General features: G+C 59.9%; 6 protein-coding genes. 4 read left to right on the forward strand and 2 right to left on the reverse strand.

All coding sequences use genetic code 11. The features are described from left to right. Nucleotides 1–119 precede the first annotated feature (119 nt). Together aldA and cybB are read left to right on the forward strand one after the other, a co-directional pair. A complete protein-coding gene (gene aldA / locus LOC22_RS20885) occupies nt 120–1,559 on the forward strand; it encodes an aldehyde dehydrogenase (RefSeq protein ID WP_023296575.1) in 1,440 nt (479 codons plus the stop codon). 87 nt (nt 1,560–1,646) lie between these two features. Next, a complete protein-coding gene (gene cybB / locus LOC22_RS20890; protein WP_015570570.1) occupies nt 1,647–2,177 on the forward strand; it encodes a cytochrome b561 in 531 nt (176 codons plus the stop codon). A gap of 41 nt (nt 2,178–2,218) precedes the next feature. Here cybB and LOC22_RS20895 read toward each other — a convergent pair whose 3' ends face one another. Together LOC22_RS20895 and LOC22_RS20900 are read right to left on the reverse strand one after the other, a co-directional pair. Further along, complete coding sequence (locus LOC22_RS20895; RefSeq protein WP_032669925.1) at nt 2,219–3,286, reverse strand: oxidoreductase; 1,068 nt, start codon at nt 3,284–3,286, stop codon at nt 2,219–2,221. Between the two features lie 13 nt (nt 3,287–3,299). Continuing rightward, complete coding sequence (locus tag LOC22_RS20900) at nt 3,300–4,043, reverse strand: DeoR/GlpR family DNA-binding transcription regulator (protein WP_015570569.1); 744 nt, start codon at nt 4,041–4,043, stop codon at nt 3,300–3,302. A gap of 732 nt (nt 4,044–4,775) precedes the next feature. Between LOC22_RS20900 and LOC22_RS20905 the strand changes: the two genes are divergently transcribed. Both LOC22_RS20905 and LOC22_RS20910 read left to right on the forward strand, forming a co-directional pair. Further along, complete coding sequence (locus tag LOC22_RS20905; RefSeq protein ID WP_023303703.1) at nt 4,776–6,113, forward strand: TolC family outer membrane protein; 1,338 nt, start codon at nt 4,776–4,778, stop codon at nt 6,111–6,113. Nucleotides 6,114–6,234: 121 nt separating this feature from the next. Next, on the forward strand, nt 6,235–24,240 hold the full coding sequence (locus LOC22_RS20910; protein ID WP_230239177.1) for an Ig-like domain-containing protein: 18,006 nt from the start codon (nt 6,235–6,237) through the stop codon (nt 24,238–24,240). The last annotated feature ends 67 nt before the right edge of the window (nt 24,241–24,307 follow it).

Consider the following 24,307-nt stretch of genomic DNA (forward strand, 5'->3'; position numbering starts at 1 on the left):
CGTTTCTTTTATGAGATATCTCACAAAAACAGACTCATAGAGTAGGCAATTGCCCCGGTAATTATAGTTTTTAACATTAAGTTTACTTGTTAAAAACAGTGTGATTACAGGAGCAGGTTATGACAGTACCCGTACAACATCCTATGTATATTGATGGACAGTTTGTTGCCTGGCAGGGTGATGCATGGATTGACGTGATCAATCCGGCCACGGAAGAGGTCATTTCCCGTATTCCCGATGGCAGCGCCGAGGACGCCCGCAAGGCCATTGACGCGGCAGATCGCGCGCAGGCTGGCTGGGAGGCGCTGCCTGCTATTGAACGCGCCAGCTGGCTACGCAAAATTTCCGCCGGGATCCGCGAGCGCGTCAGTGAAATCAGCGCGCTGATTGTGGCCGAAGGCGGCAAGATCCAGCAGCTGGCGGAAGTGGAAGTGAACTTTACCGCTGACTATATCGACTATATGGCCGAGTGGGCGCGCCGTTATGAAGGGGAAATCATTCAGAGCGACCGTCCGGGCGAAAATATTCTGGTGTTTAAGCGTGCCCTGGGCGTCACCACCGGCATTCTGCCGTGGAACTTCCCCTTCTTCCTGATTGCCCGTAAGCTCGCTCCCGCGCTGCTCACCGGTAACACCATCGTTATCAAGCCGAGCGAATTTACCCCAAACAACGCCATTGCGTTTGCCAAAATCGTCGATGAGATTGGCCTGCCGAAAGGCGTCTTTAACCTTGTGCTGGGCCGGGGTGAAACCGTCGGACAGGAGCTGGCCGGGAACCCGAAAGTGGCGATGGTCAGCATGACCGGCAGCGTCGGGGCAGGTGAAAAGATCATGGCTGCGGCGGCGAAAAACATCACCAAAGTGGGGCTGGAGCTGGGCGGTAAAGCCCCGGCGATCGTGATGGACGATGCTGACCTCGAGCTGGCCGTGAAGGCCATTGTGGATTCACGCGTCATCAATACCGGGCAGGTGTGTAACTGCGCGGAACGTGTCTATGTCCAGAAGGGGATCTACGACCGCTTTGTTAATCGTCTGGGCGAGGCAATGAAAGCCGTCCAGTTTGGCAATCCGGCTGAGCGAACGGATATTGCCATGGGGCCGCTGATCAACGCCGCCGCGCTGGAGCGCGTGGAGCAGAAGGTGGCGCGCGCGGTGCAGGAGGGGGCTAAAGTGGTCCTTGGCGGTAAAGCGGCAGAAGGCAAAGGGTATTTTTATCCCCCAACGCTGCTGCTGGACGTACGTCAGGATATGGCCATCATGCACGAAGAGACCTTTGGCCCGGTGCTGCCAGTGGTGGCATTCGACACCCTGGAAGAGGCGCTGAACATGGCCAACGACAGCGACTACGGTTTAACCTCGTCTGTTTATACGCAGGACCTGAACGTCGCCATGAAAGCCATTAAGGGTCTGAAGTTCGGCGAGACCTACATTAACCGTGAAAACTTTGAAGCGATGCAGGGCTTCCATGCAGGCTGGCGTAAATCCGGTATCGGCGGGGCGGATGGCAAACACGGTCTGAATGAGTATTTGCAGACGCAGGTGGTCTATTTGCAGTCGTAATCAGGAGCCCCCTCCATGCGAGGGGGTTCACATTTTCAGGAAAGGTGGTTATGTTGGCGCGATAATGATTCTTTATCGGGAAACAACATGCGCACAAAATATACGGGTCTGCAAATCAGCATTCACTGGCTGGTTTTTCTGTTAGTCATTATGGCCTATTGCGCCATGGAGTTCAGAGGGTGGTTCCCAAGAACCGATCGTCCGCTTATTAATATGATCCACGTTTCCTGCGGGATCAGCATCCTGGTGCTGATGGTGGCGCGCCTGCTTATCCGCCTCAAATTCCCGGCTCCGCCTATTCAACCGAAACCAAAAGCGATGATCACCGGGCTGTCCCATCTCGGGCATCTGGTAATCTACCTGCTGTTCATTGCGCTGCCGCTGATCGGTATGGTGATGATGTATAACCGGGGAAATGACTGGTTTGCGTTTGGCCTGACGATGCCGCATGCGGCGGAGGGGAATTTTGACCTGGTGGATACCCTAAAGGAGTGGCACGTAACGCTGGCGAATCTGGGGTACTTCGTGATTGGTTTGCACGCCTTTGCCGCGCTGATGCATCACTACTTCTGGAAGGACAACACGCTGCTGCGCATGATGCCGAAAAAGCGTCAGTAACCGATAATGCCCTGCGAACCCGCAGGGCATTTTTTTGCGGCTTATTGCAGTTGCGCGCGCTCCTGCGCCGTTAAGTCCAGTTCCTGAGTTGAACCCGTTTCCGAAGATTTTACCGCCGCTTCCAGCACCGCCATCACCGCCAGGGCTTCCACCGGATGGACCGGGTTGTCAATCTTGCCGTTCAGGGCATCGCGCACGTTTATATAGTACTGCCGCTGGTCGCCTTTTGGCGCAGGGATAGCGCTGGCTTCACCCTGGGCATTAAACAGCACCATAGCGTCGCTGTCTTCACCCCAGCTTTCGCTACCCGGAACGACGCCTGCCAGCAGCTGGGCTTCCTGCTGATCGATGTGCGCTTTCACCACGCTGGCCTTATCGCCGTGGACGGTAAAGCGGGCAACGCCACCCGCCACCAGCATGCTGCAATGGAGGACCACTTTGTGTTCCGGATAATTCAGCACCACGTGCGCCCAGTCGTTAATCTCCGCGCCGTCACGCAGGGTGGCGATGTTGCCCTGTACCGACTGCGGCAGACCAAAAAGCTGTAGCGTCTGGTCAATCATATGCGGGCCTAAGTCGAACCACAGGCCGCTGCCGGGCACGTTTTGCTCTCTCCAGCGCACGCGAACCTCCGGACGGAAACGATCGATATGCGACTCAAAATGTTTCACCTTACCGATACGGCCTTGCTCAATCACCTGCTTAATGCCGAGAAAATCGCTATCCCAGCGGCGGTTATGGAAGACCGAGAGCAGGCGCTGTTTTTCTTGCGCAAGCGCAATCAGATCTCGCGCTTCCTGCATATCCAGCGTAAACGGCTTATCCACTACCACATGCTTGCCGGCATTGAGCGCCAGGGTGGCCAGCGGCGCATGGGTCGCGTTAGGGGAGGCGATAACCACCAGGTCGATATCCGGATGCTGAATGGCCTCTTCCGGCGTGGCGACAACGAGGACGTCCGGCAGGTCGCGTTTCACTTTCTCTTCATCCCGGGATGAGACCACCGCCAGCTTCAGGCCTTCGACGGACTGGATCAGCGGGGCATGGAACGTCTTACCTACAAAACCATACCCGATCAGCGCAATATTCATTGTCTTCACTTTATTCATGACCTTCTCCACGTTAATGCGCGCCAACGGTAACCTGCAAGGCGCTATGGTCCCCGAGCTCTGCCCAGGGACGATCTAAAAACAGTTGATGAATCTCGGATAACCCTGACACCAGATACGGTTCGCACTGGTTGAGTTTTAGATGGTCGGCGACTACCCAGTGCGCCTGGCTTGCGGCCAGCATGGCACGCTTCACTTCGGCATCCGCCTCCTGACTGGCGCTCAATCCGAGTTCGGCATGGATGGCGCATGCGCCAAGGATGGCAATATCCGCCCGGTAGCGAGAGAGCAGGGAAAGGGTGGCGCTTCCGGCAAACAGGCGTTGTTTCTGATCCCACTTTCCACCGAGCAGGATCAGGTCAATATCTTCCCGATCGCTAACCTGCTGGGCGATATCAAGAGAAGGGGTGATGATGGTCAGCGGCCCCTGAAGGAAAGAGGCAACGGCCAGCAGTGTGCTTCCGGCGTCCAGAAAAAGCGTCGAGCCCGCAGGCACGCATTGCGCAACCTGTTTACCCAGCCGCTGCTTAATTTCAGGGAGCAAGCTATTCCTGCTTACTCGGGTCATCGTCGAGAGATTCAGCGCGATGGCGCCGCCATGGTTTTTTTGTGCCAGTCCCTGTTTTTCCAGGTCGGTCAGATCGCGACGGATGGTGTCCGCCGAAACCTGCAATCGCTCTGCCAGCTCGGTAATGCTGGCCTGGCCTTGCTCAGTAATGATATCAAGCACATATTTCTGTCTGGCGGTTTTATGCATGGGGCAGTATCCTGCAAAATGTCGCAATAAATCGCAGTTTACAGCATTTTGCAGGAAAGGGAATCGCGACAGGTGCGGGATGTTATCCAAAAACAGTTTAATGATGTGATTATTGATATCGCATTAATCAGTCATCAAAAACATGTATGTATCTTTTAGGTATGTTGTTATCGCTATGTTTTACTTGAAAATTTGGCTTAAGCTGCCGGATTATTGGCTCTAACCAGAATGTTTAACTAATTTGTAATTATAAATTAGTGCATATATCTATGAGTTTTTATTTTTAAAGTAAAATAATTCAATTTTATTCGGTGTATTACTTAAGTTGACATTTCTTTGAAAATCTTTGTGTCTGATTCGGGGTGAAATTAACGCAAAAATGTACACCGGGGCATTTTAGAATTTTCTTTATATTACAGGGGGTTTATTTGTTTCATCTGAAAGGCCTTTTATAACGTTTTGTCCAAAAACCCCATCTTTTTTCTTATTTGTAACACCGCATTAACATTGCGGGTGTGGTTGCTCATATCACATTTTGTTATGCTGCGAATCAATAAATATTTAAGTAAATTCTTAAAAGAAAAAAAGAGATTGAACGGCTCTCATCTCAATTGAAATGGGCTTGGGGAACTATTACCCAAATTAATCGAGAAGAGGTGAGGGATTTCTGAAGAATTATTTGTACCTCTTCCTGGGTATTTATTTGGCTATCACCTGGAGTCGGGGGATATTATGAAGATGAAATGCAATAACAGGTTGCTCAGATTATCTGTCTCCCTGACCTTAATTTCGCTGGTGGTGACTGCGGCTAATGCAAATAACGGCCAGGCGGGGATATCTCCCGTTGCGGCAATGACGATGAAAGAAAGTATTCTTTTCGCTCTCGATCGCGACCCCTCGGTGAGCCAGCAGGCAGCGCAACTGGGGATCGGCCAGGCACAAATAGACGAAGCGCGCAGTGGCTGGATGCCACAAATAGCCCTGAACGGGAGTACGGGTCACAGCCAGACCACCGATTCAAGCGGCTCGTTGCGAAATTCCGCAGCCTGGGGCCTGAGCCTGACGCAGCTGGTGTACGATTTTGGCAAGACCAATAACAGCATCAGCCAGTCTTCAGCTCAGCGTGACAGCTATCGCTACCAGCTGATGAGCACGATGTCTGCCGTCGCGGAAAAAACGGCCCTCAGCTATGTGGAAGTAAAACGCTACAGCGATCTGTTGCAGGCGGCAAAAGAGAACGTGCAGGCGCTTAAAAACGTTGAGCAGCTGGCAAAACTCCGCGCCGATGCTGGCGTAAGCTCCACCTCTGATGAGCTTCAGACCCGCACCCGTATCGCCGGGATGCAGGCGACGGTAGAGCAGTATAATGCGTCTCTGAACAGCGCCCGCGCGCGGCTGGCGGTATTAACTGGCATACAGGCTGAACGCTATTCACCGGTTCCGGGAGGTCTGGCCGTGGAGCCGGATTCTCTCAATCGGATTGATTATTCACTGATCCCAACGGTGATGGCCGCGCAGAACATGGAGCGTTCAGCCCAGTACGGCGTAGAAACCGCCAGGTCTCAGCACTGGCCGACCTTAAGCCTGAAAGGGGGCCGCACCCGCTATGAGTCTGATAATCGCGCGTACTGGGATGATCAGATCCAGCTCAATATTGACGCACCGCTTTATCAGGGCGGCGCGGTCTCGGCGCGCGTCCGTCAGGCCGAGGGCGCAAGGGCAATGGCATCGTCCCAGGTTGATCAGGCCCGTTTTGATGTCCTGCAAAAAGCCTCCGTCGCACAGGCCGACTGGACCGGGGCGCGTGGACGAATGGAAGCCGGGAAGCGTCAGCTGGAAAATGCGTTGCGCGCCCGCGATGTCTACAAAAATGAATATACCCTGAGCAAGCGCAGCATTAACGATCTGCTCAGCGTGGAGCAGGATGTCTGGTCTGCCACCTCAGCGAAAATAATGGCTGAATACGATGGCTGGAGTGCGGCGATTAATTACGCCTCTGCGGTGGATAATCTCTTGCCGCTTATCGGAATAGAGAAAAACGCTGCCGCGAAATTACCTGATTTAAGTTAAAAAAAGGCGCGCCTTTCTGCGCGAAATAAGTCAGACAATAATGGGTGATTTTTCCCAAGGATAGCTACATCCCTCTGGTGGACATATCCACAGGAATACGCGCACCTGCAAGGAGAAGAATATGAGTACCGCAAAAGTTGTTGATGTCATCATTCGCAAAACGGCAGAGAAGACGAAATTAACCGGAGAGGGGAATCTCTCGGTCTCTATTTCCTCACCGAGCGTGATTGAAATTCAGGGTTCTGCTCAGGACGTGGTGCGTTATGTCCGCCAGGGGAATGACCTCCTCATTTATATGAAAGATGGCAGCGTGATCCGCTGCAATAATTATTTTGTCGAAGACACGGAAACCCATAATCATTCCGAGCTGGTATTTAACGATAATCAGGCGTTGACGCATATTTCATTTGCCGATGCCGGGGAAGCATCAGGCGTTGCCGCCACCGAATTAACCGCCCAGGCTGCACCCATTAGCAGCATTGAACCTTTCCTGGAGCAGGGAAGCGTCTTAAGCGATGCGCCGTGGGGCTGGATTGCCGGTGCGGCGTTAGGGGGCGGTGCGATCGGCGCACTGCTGGCTCACGGCGGCGATGGCGAAACCAAAACCAGGGTTATTGATAATACAAAAGAAGTCGAAAGTGCCACGCCGACATTTTTGCTGACGGACAACGCGGGTGACAAGCAGGGCGTGCTGAGTGCAAAAGCGGTCACGGATGACAACACCCCCACCTTCAGCGGTACCGGGCAGCCGGGCGCGACCATTCAGGTTAAAGACGGCAACGGCAGCACCATCGCCAGCACCATGGTTGCGAAGGACGGCACCTGGACGGTAACACTCCCGACCCAGGCGGACGGGGAACATACCTGGTCCGTCGTACAGATCGACGGCAGTAAAACGACCTCTGCGGGCAGTATTACCGTAACCGTTTCTACAGCGGATACCAGCGTGACGCTCGCCACCACGGCGGGCGATAACGTGATCAACGCCAGCGAGCAGGCCGCTGGCTTTACGCTGTCCGGCACCAGCAAAAACCTGGCGCAGGGAACGGCGCTTACCGTCACGCTCAACGGTAAAACCTATACCGCAGAAGTGGGGGCAAACGGCGCATGGAGCGTGAAGGTCCCTGCTGCCGACGCACAGGCGCTGGGCGATGGTACCTGGACGGTCAACGTCAGCGGAAAAGACGCGGCGGGCAACACCGTGTCCGGCAGCCAGACGATTGGCGTGGATACCGCCTCGCCAGTGATCTCTGTCGACACGATCGCCCAGGACAACATCATCAACGCGGCTGAACATAATCAGCCGCTGACGCTGACCGGGAAAACCGATGCGGAAGCGGGCCAGATTGTGACGGTCACGCTGAACGGCAAAAATCACACGGCGACCGTGGGCAGCGACGGCAGCTGGTCCGTTACGCTTCCGGCCAGTGAAGTACAGGCGCTGGCTAACGGCGAGCACACCCTGACGGTAAACGTCAGCGACAAAGCGGGTAACGGGTCATCCACCACCGCCGATTTCACGGTCGATACCGCAGCGCCAGTGGTCACTATCAACACCGTCGCGGGCGACGACATTCTGAACACCAGCGAGCAGGGGCAGGCGCAGATTATTTCCGGTCAGGCGAACGGCGCGGCGGAGGGCGACGTTGTCACCGTGACCGTTGGCGGCAAGACCTTTACCGGTGCCGTCCAGGCGGACGGCAGCTGGAGCGTCGGCGTGCCTGCCTCCGTCATTGGCGCGCTGGGGGAAGGTAGCCACAGCATTTCGGTCTCCGTGACCGATGCGGCAGGCAACACCGGCAGCGCGGCGCACGGCATTACGCTGAGCGGCAACCCGCCGGAATTTACCCTTGACCCCATCAGCCAGGATAACGTCCTGAATGCGCAGGAGGCCATGCAGCCCCTGAGCCTGAGCGGGACCAGTAATCTGCCGAACGGCAGCGCTGTCACCGTGACGCTGAACAACGTTAACTATCAGGCCACCGTTGAGAACGGTCGCTGGTCCGTTCAGGTGCCGGTTTCCGACGTGCTGGATCTGGCGAATACCCTTTACACCGTCAGCGTCAGCGGCACCGACAGCGTAGGTAACAGCGGCTCCGCCGAGGCGAATCTGCTGGTAGACACCGTGCTGCCGCAGGTGATCGTCAACACCTTTGCCGGGGATAACCTGGTCAATAACGCCGAAGCGGCGGTTGACCAAACCCTCAGTGGACGCGTCACCGGCGCGGCGGCGGGCGATACCGTCTCTGTCACCGTGGGCGGCAAGAGCTACACCGCAACGGTTGGCAGCGACCTCAAATGGAGCGTGACGATCCCATCGGCCGACCTCCAGGCGTTTGGCGACGGCGATTTAACCTTCAGCGCCTCTGTCACCAATGCGCACGGCAATACCGGCACCGGCGAACGTGATATCAACATCAACGCCGAACTGCCGGGCCTGCGCGTGAACACGATCTCTGGCGATGACGTGATTAACGCCATCGAGCAGCAGCAGGATCTGGCCGTAACCGGCTCCAGCACTCATCTGGCCGAAGGCACACAGATCACCGTTACCATCAATAATGTCGAATACGTCACCACGGTTAACGCCAGCGGCAACTGGCAGATTGGCGTGCCGGCGGCGGACCTTCAGGCATGGACGGCGGGAGGCATGACCGTCAGCGTCAGCGCGGAAGATGCCTGGGGCAACACTGTGGCGGCTGAACACCCGATCGAGCTTGACCTGAATGCGGTGGCCGTCACCATCGATACCGTAACCACTGACGATATGCTCAACGCGGCGGAAAAAGGCGCGGATGTCACGCTTTCTGGTCAGACGCAGGGCGTGGAGGCCGGGCAGACCGTGGTGGTGAAATTCGCGGATCAAACCTTTACTGCACAGGTGCAGCAGGACGGCTCCTGGCACCTGACCGTTCCGGCGAGCGCGATGGAAACGCTGATCGACGGGCGTGCGCAGGTGAGCGTCAGCGTGACTAACGTCAACGGCAACAGCGCGGACGCCTCACGCGTGGTGATCGTCGATACGCAGCCGCCAGCCATTACGCTTGATAACCTGACCGACGACAACATCATTAATGCGGCAGAAGCGCAGCAGGATCTGGTGCTCAGCGGCAGCACAACCGCTGAAGCGGGCCAGACGGTCACCGTGACGCTGAACGGTAAATCTTACCAGACCACGGTACAGGCGGACGGTCGCTGGCAGCTGAACGTGCCTGCCGCCGACGTAGGCGCGCTGACCGATGGCAATGTCACCGTGACGGCCACCGTCAGTGACGTGGCGGGCAACAGCAGCAGCGCGGACCGCGTTGGGCTGGTGGATGCCACCGTGCCGCAGGTGACCATCAACGATTTCGTCACCGACACCAACACCGTTAACCAGCTGGCCCATGCTCAGGCGCAGATCCTGAGCGGCTCCGTCACCGGCGCGGCGGCGGGCGATTTGGTCACCATCACCATCAATAACGTGGACTACACCACCGTGGTGGATGCGGCAGGCAACTGGAGCCTCGGCCTGCCTGCGTCCGTCGTTCAGGGGCTGACGGACGGCACCTGGACCATTAACGTCTCCGTGACCGACCAATCCGGCAACACCGGCAGCAGTTCAGTGGATGTGGTGGTCAATACTGTGACGCCCGTTATCGGTATTAACACGCTGGCCGCGGATGACGTGATCAATGCGGCAGAGAAGGGCGAAGATCTGCTGCTTTCCGGTACCAGCAACCAGCCGGAAGGAACCACCATCACCGTTAATCTGAACGGTATCAACTACACCGCCACCACCGACGCCAGCGGCAACTGGAGCGTTACCGTCCCCGCCTCTGCGGTGAGCGCGCTGGGTGAAGCCAATTACACCGTGACGGCGAGCGTCACCGATAATGTGGGCAACAGCGCCGCTGCCACGCACGATGTGCTGGTGGACAGCTCGCTGCCGGTGGTCACCATCAACACCCTCGCGGGCGACAATATCGTCAACGCGGCGGAAGTGGCCGCAGGGCAAACCCTGACCGGAAAGGTTTCTAACGCGGCATCGGGCGATACCGTCACGATTATCCTCGGCGGGCAGACATACACGGCCACCGTACAGGACGATCTCACCTGGAGCCTGCCGTTAACCCAGAGTCAGTTAACCGCGCTCGGTAACGGCGACCTGACCGTATCGGCCAGCGTGACGAACGCGCACGGCAATACCGGATCGTCTTCCCTGGATGTCACCATTGACGCCCAGCTGCCCGGCCTGCGCATTGATACCGTCGCCGGTGACGACGTCATTAACGTTATTGAACACGCGCAGAACCTGGTTATCTCCGGCACCAGCACCGACCTGGCGGCGGGTAGCACCGTCACCGTGACCATCAACGGCAAGAGTTATTCCGCCTCGGTACTGGCGGATGGCACCTGGCAGGCTGCGGTTCCGGCTGCCGACGTCTCCCGGTGGGCGGACGGGTCGCTCACCATCAGCGCCAGCGCGCAGGATACCTCCGGCAACCCGGTGAATATCGGTACCGTTGTGGATGTCGATCTCGCCCCGGTGGCGATAAGCATCAACAGCGTGACGGACGACAACGTGCTTAACGCGGCAGAAAAAGGCCAGGATCTGGTGCTGTCCGGCTCCTCCTCGAACGTTGAAGCGGGCCAGACCGTTACCATTATCTTTGCGGGTAAAACCTGGACCACGACGGTCGATGCCAACGGCGACTGGACCTGCACCGTACCGGCTGCCGATCTGAGCGGCCTGAAGGACGGCGACGCCAGCGTACAGGTCAGCGTCACCAACGTGAACGGCAACGCGGCCTCTTCCTCGCAGGCATTCAGCGTCGATACCGCCGCGCCAGCGGTCACCATCAACACCATCAGCGGCGACAACATGCTGAATGCGGCAGAGGCGGCGCAGGATCTGACCCTGAGCGGGACGTCTACTGCCGAAGCAGGCCAGACGGTCACCGTGACCTTCAACGGCAATCAGTACACCGCCCAGGTGCAGGCGAACGGCAGCTGGACGCTGGACGTTCCGGCGGCGGATCTGGCGGGGATCGCCGACGGCAGCGCGGCGGTCACGGTGACCGTGTCCGATAAAGCGGGCAACCCGGCCAGCGCGGGGGCGTCCGTGCTGGTCGACACTACCGTGCCGCAGATTACCTTCAACATTGTGGCGGGCGACGACATTGTTAATATTGCCGAGCACGGCCAGGCGCTGATTGTCACCGGCAAGGTGACGGGCGCGCAGGCGGGCGATGTGATTACCCTGAGCCTGAACGGGAAAGACTACACCGCGATGCTGGATGCGTCCGGCAACTGGAGCGTGGGCGTTCCGGCGACGGACGTGGGCGCGCTGGTTAACGGCGACCAGACGATTTCCGCGACACTCACCGATAAAGCGGGCAACAGCACCAGCGCGACGCACGCGTTTGACGTCTCCCTGACCGCGCCGGTGATTGCCATCAATACCCTGGCGGTTGACGACGTGATCAACGCGACCGAAAAAGGCCAGGACCTGTTGATCTCCGGCACCAGCAACCAGCCGGACGGGACCCGCATCACCGTAACCCTGAACGGTATCAGTTACGCCGCCACCACCGATGCCAGCGGTAACTGGAGCGTCACCGTTCCGGCGGCAAACGTCTCGGTACTGGGCGAAGCGAGCTACAGCGTGACGGCCAGCGTGACCGATACCGCGGGTAATAGCGCGAATACCAGCCATAGCGTGCTGGTCGACAGCGCGCTGCCGCAGGTCACCATTAATGCGGTTGCCACCGACGACGTGATTAACGCGGCGGAAGTGGCTTCCGGACAAACCCTGAGCGGGAAAGTGAGCGGCGCGGCGAGCGGTGACACTGTCACGGTCGGTATCGGGGGCAACACCTATACCGCGACGGTTCAGGACGACCTGAGCTGGTCGGTTAACGTGGCGTCTGACGTCTTAACCGCTATCGGTAACGGCGATCTCACCGTAACAGCGAGCGTGACCAATGGCCACGGCAACACCGGCACCGGCGAACGCGACATCACGATTGATGCCAGCCTGCCGGGCCTGCGCGTGGATACCGTAGCAGGCGACGATGTGATCAACAGCATCGAACATGGTCAAAACCTGATTATCACCGGCTCCAGCGACGGGCTGGCGAGCGGATCGGCGCTGACGGTCACCGTCAACGGCAAAACCTACGCGGCAACCGTGCTGGCGGACGGCACCTGGACGGCGGCTATTCCGGCGGCGGACGTCGGCGCGCTGAGCGCAGGCACGATCACCGTGACCGTTGACGGCCAGAGCGCGGCGGGTAACCCGGTTTCCATCAGCCACGACGTGAAAGTGGATCTGGCGGCAGTCGCCATCAGCATTAATCCGATTGCATCGGACGACGTAATCAACGCGGCTGAGAAAGGCGCGGACCTGGTGCTGTCTGGCTCGACCACCAACGTGGAAGAAAACCAGACCGTTACCATCACCTTCGGCGGCAAGTTGTACACTGCGACGGTGGATGCCAGCGGCAACTGGACGGCGACCGTACCGTCTGCCGATTTGGGCGGACTGAAAGACGGCGACGCCAGCGTGCAGGTCAGCGTCACCAACGTGAACGGCAACAGCGCCTCGGCGGGCCGCGAGTACAGCGTGGACGCCACCGCGCCGACGGTGTCCATCGAGATCGTCAGCGACAACAACATCATCAACGCGGCCGAAGCGCAGCAGGATCTGGTCGTTAACGGTGTCTCCAACGCCGAAGCGGGCCAGACCGTGACCGTGACGCTGAACGGCGTGGACTACACCACCACCGTACAGGCGAACGGCAGCTGGAGCGTCACCGTACCGTCTGCGGATATCGGCGCGATTACCGACGGCGATTACACCATCACGGCAGCCGTCGCGGATAAGGCGGGTAACCCGGCCTCGGCGGACCGCGATGTGCTGGTGGATACCACGGTGCCACAGCTGACCATTAACACCGTTTCCGACGACGACGTGATCAACAGCGCCGAGCATGCGCAGGCGCTGATTGTCACCGGTTCCGTGACCGGTGCGGCGGCGGGCGACGTGGTGACCGTCACCATCAATAACAAAGATTACACCGCGACCCTGGACACTTCCGGCAGGTGGAGCGTGGGCGTGCCTGCGACGGACGTGAGTGCCCTGGCCGCCGGGGATTACACCATCACCGCGGCGCTGACCGATAAAGCCGGAAACAGCAACAGCACAACGCACGAGGTTGAAGTCAACCTCACCGCGCCGGTGCTGACCATTGACACCGTGTCCGGTGACGATGTGATCAACAGCAGCGAGAAAACGCAGGATCTGACCATCACAGGTACGGCTTCCGGGCTGGCAGCGGGCGCGGTGGTCACCGTGATGCTCAACGGCAAAGCGTACAGCGCCACGGTGGACACCAATGGCCAGTGGACCACAACCGTTCCGGCGAGCGAGGTGGGGCAACTGGGTGAAGCGCTTTACACCGTGTCGGCCTCCGCGACGGACAGCGTCGGCAACAGCTCCAGCACCTCGCACACCGTGAACGTGGAATCCGTGCTGCCTGGCGTCATCATCAACACCGTGGCGGGCGACGACGTGATCAACGCAGCGGAGCTGGCAACCGGCCAGACCATTAGCGGCACAGTGGTGAATGCCGAAGCGGGCAACACCGTGACTGTGTCTGTTGGCGGCCACAGCTACACCGCAACGATACAGGACAATCTCACCTGGTCCGTCAGCGTACCGGAGTCTGTGCTCACCGCGCTGGGCAATGGCGATCTGACCGTGACCGCCAGCGTCACGAACGGCGTGGGCAACAGCGGCAGCGGCGAGCGCGATATCACTATCGACGCGAATCTGCCGGGCCTGCGCGTGGACACCGTAGCGGGCGATGACGTGATTAACAGCATCGAACACGGGCAGAATCTGATTATCACGGGTTCAAGCGACGGCCTGACGGCGGGCACAGCGCTGACCGTCACCGTAAACGGTAAAACCTATCCGGCTACCGTGCTGGCAGACGGCACCTGGAGCGCGGCGATCCCTTCTGCGGACGTGAGTGCCCTTGCCGCAGGCACGGTCACCGTGAACGTTGAAGGCCAGAGCAGCGCGGGCAATCCGGTGACTATCAACCATGATGTGACGGTGGATCTGGCAAACGTCGCCATCAGCATTGGCGCCATCGCTTCCGACGACGTGATCAACGCCGCCGAGAGGGGTGCGGATCTGGTGCTCTCCGGCACCACCTCGAACGTCGAAGAAAACCAGAACGTCACCATCACCTTCGGCGGCAAGAACTACACCGCCACGGTGGACGCTGAGGGTAAATGGACCGCCACGGTGCCGTCTGCGGATCTGACCGGTCTGAAAGACGGCGACGCCAGCGTGCAGGTCAGCGTCACCAACGTGAACGGCAACAGCGCGTCTGCGGGACGCGAGTACAGCGTGGATGCTACCGCGCCGTCCGTGACCATCAACACGATTGCCACCGACGATATCCTGAACGCCTCAGAAGCGCAGTCCGACCTGGCAATCTCTGGCACCAGCACCGCCGAAGCAGGCCAGACGGTGACCGTATCGCTGAACGGCAAAGATTACACCACAACCGTCAGCGCGAACGGCAGCTGGACGCTGAACGTGCCGGCAGCTGACCTTGCAGGATTAACCGACGGCAGCGTCACCGTGACCGCGGCCGTCAGCGACAAGGCGGGTAACCCGGCGTCGGTGGACCACAACCTGACGGTGGACGTCACCGTTCCGGCAGTGACCATCCACACCGTGGCAGGCGACGACGTGATTAACGTGGCTGAACACAATCAGGCGCAGATTATCAGCGGCTCCGCCACCGGCGCGGCGGCGGGCGATAAGGTCACCGTCACGATCGGCGGCCAGACTTATACCACCGTGCTGGATGCGGCGGGTAACTGGAGCGTGGGCGTCCCGGCCAGCGTCATTTCCGGCCTCAGCGACGGCAGCGTGACCGTCACTGCGTCAGTCACCGACGCGGCGGGCAATACCGGCAGCGGCACGCATAATGTGACCGTCGATACCGGCCTGCCATCGGTCAGCTTCAACGCCATCAGCGATGACAACGTCCTGAACGCCGTTGAAAAAGGCCAGGATCTGAGCGTCAGCGGCACCAGCGCCAACCTGGCGGAAGGCACCGTGGTCACCGTGACCCTGAACGGTAAAAACTACACGGCGACAACTGCGGCAGACGGCACCTGGAGCCTGACGGTTCCGGCTGCGGATCTGGCCGGTCTCGGTCAGGCCAGTTATACCCTGAACGCAACGGCCACCAACGGCGTGGGCAACAGCGTGAGCAGTTCTGCGAACCTGCTTGTCGACACCGCGCTGCCAACCGTCACCATCAACACCGTGGCGGGCGACAACGTCATCAACGCGGCGGAAGTGGCGGCAGGCCAGACACTGAGCGGCACCGTGGCGAATGCCGAAGCGGGCAACACCGTGACCGTGACTATCGGCGGCCACAGCTACACCGCAACGGTGCAGAATAATCTGTCCTGGTCCGTCAACGTGCCGTCTGACGTGCTGACCGCACTCGGCAACGGCAGCCTGAGCGTGACGGCGACCGTCACCAACGGCCACGGCAACACCGGCACCGGCGAACGCGAGATCGCTATCGACGCTAACCTGCCGGGCCTGCGCGTGAATACCGTGGCGGGTGACGACGTGGTCAACACCATCGAGCACGCGCAGAACCTGATTGTTTCAGGCTCCAGCGACGGGCTGGCGCCGGGCACGGCGCTGACGGTTACCGTCAACGGTAAAGATTACGCGGCAACGGTACTGGCAGACGGCACCTGGAGCGCGGCGATCCCGTCCACCGACGTGAGCGCGTGGCCGGAAGGCACCGTGAAAATCAGCGTTACCGGTGACAGCGCGGCGGGTAATCCGATCACCATCAGCCACGACGTGACCGTGGATCTGGCTACCGTTGCCATCAGCATCAATGCGCTTGCCACCGACGACGTGATTAACGCGGCGGAGAAGGGCGCGGATCTGGTGCTGTCCGGTGTGACCACCAACGTGGAAGCCGGGCAGACCGTGACCATCAGTCTGAACGGCAGGATCTACACCACCACCGTGGACGACAGCGGCAACTGGACTTACACCGTGCCGTCAGCGGATCTGGCTGGCCTGAAGGATGGCGACGCCAGCGTGCAGGTGAGCGTCACCAACGTGAACGGCAACAGCGCCTCGGCGGGCCGTGAGTACAGCGTGGATGCTACCGCGCCGTCCGTGACCATCAACACGATTGCCACCGACGATATACTGAACGCCACGGAAGCTCAGTCAGACCTGGCAATCTCCGGCACCAGTACCGCCGAAGCAGGCCAGACGCTGACCGTATCGCTGAACGGCAAAGATTACACCACAACCGTCAGCGCGAACGGCAGCTGGACGCTGAACGTTCCGGCGGCGGATCTGGCAGGATTAACCGACGGCAGCGTGACGGTCACCGCCTCAGTCAGCGACAAGGCGGGTAACCCGGCGTCGGTTGACCACACCCTGACGGTGGACGTCACCGTACCTGCGGTGACCATCCACACCGTTGCAGGTGACGATGTGATTAACGTGGCTGAACACAATCAGGCGCAAATTATCAGCGGCTCCGCCACCGGCGCGGCGGCGGGCGACACCGTCATCGTCACCATCGGCGGCCAGTCGTACACCACCGTGCTGGATGCGGCGGGTAACTGGAGCGTGGGCGTTCCGGCGAATGTGATTTCAGGCCTCAGCGACGGCAGCGTGACCGTCACTGCGTCAGTCACCGACGCGGCGGGCAATACCGGCAGCGGCACGCATAATGTGACCGTCGATACCGGTCTGCCGTCGGTCAGCTTCAACGCCATCAGCGATGACAACGTCCTGAACGCCGTTGAAAAAGGCCAGGATCTGAGCGTCAGCGGCACCAGCGCTAACCTGGCGGAAGGCACCGTGGTCACCGTGACCCTGAACGGTAAAAACTACACGGCGACGACTGCGGCAGACGGCACCTGGAGCCTGACGGTTCCGGCTGCGGATCTGGCCGGTCTCGGTCAGGCCAGCTACACCCTGAGCGCGACGGCCACCAACGGTGTGGGCAACAGCATCAGCACTACGACGAACCTGCTTGTCGATACCGCGCTGCCAACCGTCACCATCAACACCGTGGCGGGGGATAACGTCATCAACGCGGCGGAAGTGGCCGCAGGCCAGACCATTACCGGTAAGGTGGCGAACGCGGACATCGGTAACACCGTGACGGTGAACATCGGCGGCAACACCTATACCGCGACGGTGCAGAGCGATCTGACCTGGTCCGTCAACGTGCCGGAATCCGTCCTGACGGCGCTGGGCAATGGCGATTTAACGGTGTCAGCAACCGTCACTAATGACCATGGCAATACGGGAACGGGCGAGCGCGATATCACTATCGACGCCAGCCTGCCGGGCCTGCGCGTGGATACCGTCGCGGGCGACGATGTGATTAACAGCATCGAGCATGGACAGAACCTGATTGTCACCGGCTCCAGCGACGGACTGGCGGCAGGCACTACGCTCACCGTGACCGTCAATGGCAAAACCTATGCGGCCTCCGTGCTGGCAGACGGTACCTGGAGCGCGGCGATCCCGGCAGCAGACGTCGGGGCCCTGGCTGCGGGCACGGTTACCGTGACCGTTGCAGGCCAGAGCGCGGCGGGCAATCCGGTCTCTATCAGCCACGACGTCACCGTCGATCTGGCAGCCGTGGCGATCAGCATTGATGCCATCGCCACCGACGACGTGATTAACGCGGCGGAGAAAGGTGCGGATCTGGTGCTTTCCGGCAGCACCTCCAATGTGGAAGAGAACCAGACCGTTACCGTCACCTTTGGCGGCAAGTCTTACACCGCCAAAGTCGATGCCGACGGCAAATGGACGGCCACCGTGCCTTCCTCGGATCTTGCGGGTCTGAAAGACGGCGACGCCAGCGTGCAGGTGAGCGTGACCAATGTGAACGGCAACAGCGCGTCTGCGGGCCGGGAGTACAGCGTGGATGCCACGGCGCCAACCGTGACCATTGACACGGTAGCCGGCGACAACGTGATCAACGGCAGCGAAGCGGCTGCGGGCGTGGCCATTTCCGGCACCACCACGGCTGAAGTCGGTCAGACGGTAACCGTTAACCTCGGTGGAAACAGCTATACCGCACAGGTTCAGCAGGGCGGCGTCTGGAGCATTAACGTGCCGGCCGCCGATCTGTCCACTCTGGCGGATAACGGCTACACCGTGCAGGTGAGCGTGAGTGACGCCGCGGGTAACCCGGGCAGCGCGGGCAAAGCGATTACGCTCGATACTACGCCGCCGACCGTCAGCTTTAACGTCGTGGCGGGCGATGACGTCATCAACAGCGTTGAGCACGGGCAGGCGCAGGTCATCAGCGGCACCGCAACCGGCGCCAGCGTCGGCGATAAGCTGGTCATCACGATAGGTTCGAACCAGTACACCACCACCGTTGACGCCAGTGGCAAATGGAGCGTGGGCGTTCCTGCCAGCGACATTTCTGCCCTGACCGACGGCACCGTGACCCTCAGCGCGACAATCACCGACAGCGCGGGCAACAGCAGCACCCAGACCCATGACGTGGTGGTAAATACCGCATCGGTCGCGCTGACCGTCAACACCCTCAGCGGCGATGACGTGATCAATGCGGCAGAAGCGGGGGCGTCGCTGGTCATCAACGGCTCCAGCGCGCAGTTCGCCAGCGGTACGCAGGTCACTATCACCCTGAATGGTAAGAGCTATACGGCCACTATCCAGAGCGATGGCTCCTGGACAACCACCGTACCGGCCGCCGACGTGGGCACCCTGGCCGACGGCGCGAGCTACCAGGTTTCTGTTTCGGCGCAGGACAGCGCCGGGAACAGCGCCTCGGCGACGCACACCATCAGCGTGGACACCACCGCGCCGGTGATTAGCGTGAACACGTTGTCGGGCGACGATGTGCTGAATGCGGCGGAAGCCCAACAGCCGCTCACCGTACACGGCTCTTCCAGCGCGGAAGCAGGCCAGACGGTGACCGTCACGCTGGGCGGGAAAACCTACACTGCGCTTGTGGCAAACGACGGCACCTGGACGCTCGACGTCCCGGCCGCCGATCTTGCCAACCTGAGCGAAGGCGCGCTGACGGTCACCGCGTCGGTGAACGACAAGGCGGGTAATAACGGCCAGACGACGCATACCTTAACGGTCGATACCGTCGCGCCAGCCGTGACCATCAGCACCGTGGCCGATGACGATATCGTCAACGACGCCGAGCAGCTGGCGGGACAGACCATCAGCGGGACCACCACCGCGGAGCAGGGCCAGACGGTGACCGTCTCCTTCAACGGCCACAGCTATCAGGCGACCGTGGCGGCGAATGGCTCCTGGTCCGTCTTCGTGCCGGGACGCGACTTCCTCGGACTGAGCGACGGGGATTACACCCTTACCGCGACGGTGAGCGATAAAGCGGGTAACCCGGGCAGCGCAACGCACGACGTGACGCTGAACGGCGACGTGCCGAGCATCGCCATTAACACCTTTGCGCAGGACGATATCGTCAACGCCGCCGAGCACGGCACGCCGCTGGTTATCAGCGGCACCACCGACGCGCCAACGGGCCAGACGGTGACCATTACGCTTAACGGTAAAACCTACACGGCTACCGTTCAAAATGGCGGCACCTGGAGCTATACGGTTGGCAGCGCAGACGTGACCGCACTGGCGGACGGCGGTTCGTACGTGATTAACGCGCAGGTGAGCAACGCCATCGGCAACAGCGCCAGCGATAACCATACCGTTACCGTGGATCTCACCGCACCGTCGATGGGGATCAGCATTGATTCCCTGCAAAACGATACCGGCCTCAGCGCGAATGACTTCATCACCAACGACAGCCAGGTGGTGGTGAATGGTTCCCTGACCGCGCAGCTCGGCAACAACGAGAAGGCGCAGATCAGCCTTGACGGCGGTACCACCTGGATTGACCTGACCGTCACCGGCACCACCTGGCGCTACACCGATGGCCGTACCCTGACCGACGGTACGTACCAGTACCAGGTGCGCGTGATCGACAATGCAGGCAACGTTGGGGCAACGGACAGCCAGGACGTGGTAATCGATCTGACGAAGCCTGCGGCGGCGACCATTACCGTGGATTCCGTCTCGCAGGATACCGGCCTGTCCGACAGCGACTTTATTACCAGCGACAACCAGATCAGCCTGAAAGGGACGCTCGGCGCGGCCCTGGGCAGCGGCGACCACGCTCAGATCAGCCTCGACGGTGGCGCAACCTGGACTGACGTGAGCGTCAGCGGCCTGAGCTGGACCTACGTTGACGGCCGCACGCTGGCCGACGGAGACTACAACTATCAGCTGCGGGTGATTGACGACGCGGGGAATATCAGCGCCACTACCAGCCAGGTGGTGACCATTGATACCGTCGCGCCGGACGCCAGCAAAACGATCGCTATCGACAGCATCAGCGACGATACCGGCCTGAGCAGCAGCGACTTTATCACCAATGACACCTCCCTGACGCTGCACGGCTCGCTCGGCGCAACGCTGGCCGACGGCGAATATGCCCAGATCAGCATCGACGGCGGGGTCACCTGGCAGAACGTGATCGTCACTGGCAACAGCTGGTACTACGTGGACGGCCGCACGCTGGGTAACCAGACCTATGACTACTACGTTCGCGTAGTGGATGCGGCGGGCAACGTGGGTGCCAGCGCTCATCAGCAGGTGACGGTCGATACGGTCGCGCCGGATGCGGCGATTACGGTGACCGTGGATAACATCACCGTCGATACCGGCTTCGACAATAACGACTTCCTGACCAGTTCGACCTCGTACACGCTCAACGGGACGCTCGGGGCCGAACTCGGGGCGGGTGAGTATGTGCAGGTGAGCATGGATGGCGGCACCACCTGGGTTTACGCCACGGTAAGCGGCACCCGGTGGAGTTATAACGACACCCGCACCCTGGCCGACGGCGACTACCGCTATCAGGTGCGGGTTGTCGATCAGGCGGGCAACGTTGGGGCCACCACCACGCAGGACGTGACGGTGGATACCCAGGCGCCGCAGTACGGCATCACCATTGACAGCATCAGCGAAGATACCGGGCAGTCCGGGAGTGATTTCATCACCATGGACACCTCGCTGACGATCAACGGCTCGTTGGGCAGCGCGCTGGCCAGCGACGAGCGCGTACAGATCAGCCTCGACGGCGGTAATACCTGGATTGACACTACCGTCACTAACCAGCGCTGGAGCTATACGGATACCCGCGATCTGGCAGACGGGGATTACACCTACCAGGTGCGGATCATCGACCAGGCGGGCAACGTCGGCTCAACCTCTTCGCAGGTGGTAACGGTTGATACCACGCCGCCTGACACGGTGGGAACGGTGGTCAGCTATACCGACGGGGAAGGTGAACGTACAGGCACGTACGGCGCATCAGTCGCGACGGACGATACCTCGCCGCTGATCAACGGTACGCTTAACCGCGCTCCGGAAGATGGCGAAATCGTGCAGCTTTACCGGGACGGGATCTTGCTGGGTCAGGTCACGATGAACGGCAGCGCAAGCTGGTCCTATCAGGACAACGGCCTGCTCGACGGGAATCACACCTACATTCTGCGCGTCACCGACAAAGCCGGTAACTACACGGCATCGGATGGCTTTGTGCTGAACGTCGATACCAGCATCCCGACCACCACCGCGGCGATTACTGCCCAGACCACCTCGGATACCACGCCGATTGTCAGCGGTACGGTCTCCGCAGACCTGGTGAACGGTGAATATCTGGTGGTGACGGTGAACGGGAAAACCTACACCTCCCAGACCGGCGGTGCGGTGGTCGTCGACCCGGATCACAATACCTGGTATCTACAGATCCCGGACAGCGATGCCCTGAGTGTGGCGAGTTACGACGTAACCGCGCAGGTGAAGAGTAGCGCGGGCAACGGTAACACCACCGGTACGGCAACCGGTAGCCTGGTGATCGATACCACCTCGGTGAATACCGACTGGGCGACCACTGCGGGGAACAGCAACAACTCAACCATGACTCTCGGCATGAACAGCAGCGGGCTGTGGAATATCATTGCTAACGGCCAGTCTTACTCCAGCAGCGATAGCTCGACCTATGCCGGCAATACGCTGAGCAACACCCGTGGCTATTACGTGGTGAGCCAGACCGCCGCCGACTTTGACCGTAACGGCACCCAGGATATTTTCGCAACTGAGAACACCTACGCGGGTTCTACGCAGGTGATGTGGACCTACGATGGCAGCAGCTACACCGCCAGCCAGCTGGCGATGGGGACCACCATCTGGTACGGCGGCGTAATTGCCTACGACAAAACCGGCGATGGCTATCTTGATCTGGCGTACGGCGATGCCGGTATGGACTCCCTGACCTACCTGGTGAACACCAACGGCGTTCTGTCGCCGGACGGCACCGGCGGGGAAGGTGGATTCTACGGCCAGTTCGATTCCGGGCGTGAAATCTCCGGCGTCGACCTGAACAACGACGGTACCGTGGACATCGTGCAGCACACCAACCGCAGCGGGGCGTACTCGCTCACCGTGATTACCAACAACGGGAACGGTACGCTTTCCATTGGCCAGAACCTGACCAACGTGTTTGTGGCCAACGCGGCGAATACCACCACGGCGGCCTCCATGACGTGGGCGGACTTCAACGGCGATGGCTACATGGATCTGTACCTGGGCAGCAGCTACAACAACAACGGCGGGGTGATTTACTACAACGACGGTACCGGGCAGCTTTCCACGACCAAAAGCGCGGTGGAAGCCTCTAACGCCACGGCGGGCTATCTGTCGGTGGCGGTAGACTGGAACGGTGACGGGCAGATGGACATCATCAAGCTCAGCACCTACGGCAGCTCACAGACGGCGACCCTGTTCACCAACAACGGCTACGGCTCAACCTGGACTTCAAGCCAGCTGGCTTCTGGGCTGGCCAACGTCACCGGCGTCGCCGCGGTGGACTACAACTGGGACGGTGCGCAGGATCTGCTGGTGTCTCAGCAGAACGGTAAGGTGGTGCTGGTGCAGAACAATGCGGAGATCGCTGACGGTACCGCGATGCATCTGCACATTGTCGATAGCGAAGGCATCAACGCGTACTACGGCAATACGGTCAATCTGTATAACGCTGCGGGCGTGCTGGTGGCCTCGCAGATCATCAACGCTCAGTCCGGCATTGGCTCGAACGATACCTCTGCGCTGGTGAGTTTCTACGGGCTGGATCCGAACGAAACCTACTCGGCGGAGATCGTGAAGATCACCAACGGCGTCTCGGATAACGTCACCTGGACCGGCCTGGACGCGGGCAACGGCAAAGAGGGTTATGTTCTCACCGCCGAAGCGGCCACCGGCGGCCACAGCGGAACCATTACCGGCACCGGGTATAACGACACCTTTATCGCAGAGGATGGGACCTATACCTATAACGGCTCCGGCGGCTGGAATACCCATTCCGACTACGACACCTGGAGCAATACCGGCGGCATGGACGTGGTGGATTATCGTAATGCCACCTCTGGGATAACCGTTGATTTGCGCCTCTCAACGGCGCAGGACACCGGATTCGGTACCACGCGGTTGTTGAATATTGAAGGGATTAACGGCTCCGACTATGACGACGTGATCACCGGCAACAGCGGTGATAACCAGTTCGAAGGCCGGGGCGGGAACGACACCTTCAACATCGGCAGCGGCGGTCACGATACGTTGCTCTATAAGCTGATCAACGCGTCTGACGCGACGGGCGGCAACGGTAGCGATGTGGTGAACGGCTTTACCGTCGGCACCTGGGAAGGGACGGCGGATACGGACCGTATCGATCTGCGCGACCTGCTTTCCGACAGCGGCTATACCGGCACCGGCTCGGCGAGCTACGTGAACGGCGTGGCGACGCTGGACAGCAGCGCGGGCAACATCGCCGACTACATCCGCGTTGTGCAAAACGGCAGCAACACCGAGATCCAGGTTGACCTGGACGGGACGGGCGGTCAGTTCACGCCCACCACGCTGGTAACGCTGAACGGCGTGCAGACGGATCTGGCGACGCTGTTGGCCAATCATCAACTGTTAATTGCGTAAAACAACGCCGCGGGGAGCGATCCTCGCGGCCTTTTGCGTTTCTTTACACGAATAGCCATAACCCTAT

This window comes from Enterobacter sp. AN-K1, from assembly GCF_020971765.1.
GTDB classification, from domain to species: Bacteria; Pseudomonadota; Gammaproteobacteria; order Enterobacterales; family Enterobacteriaceae; genus Enterobacter; species Enterobacter hormaechei_C.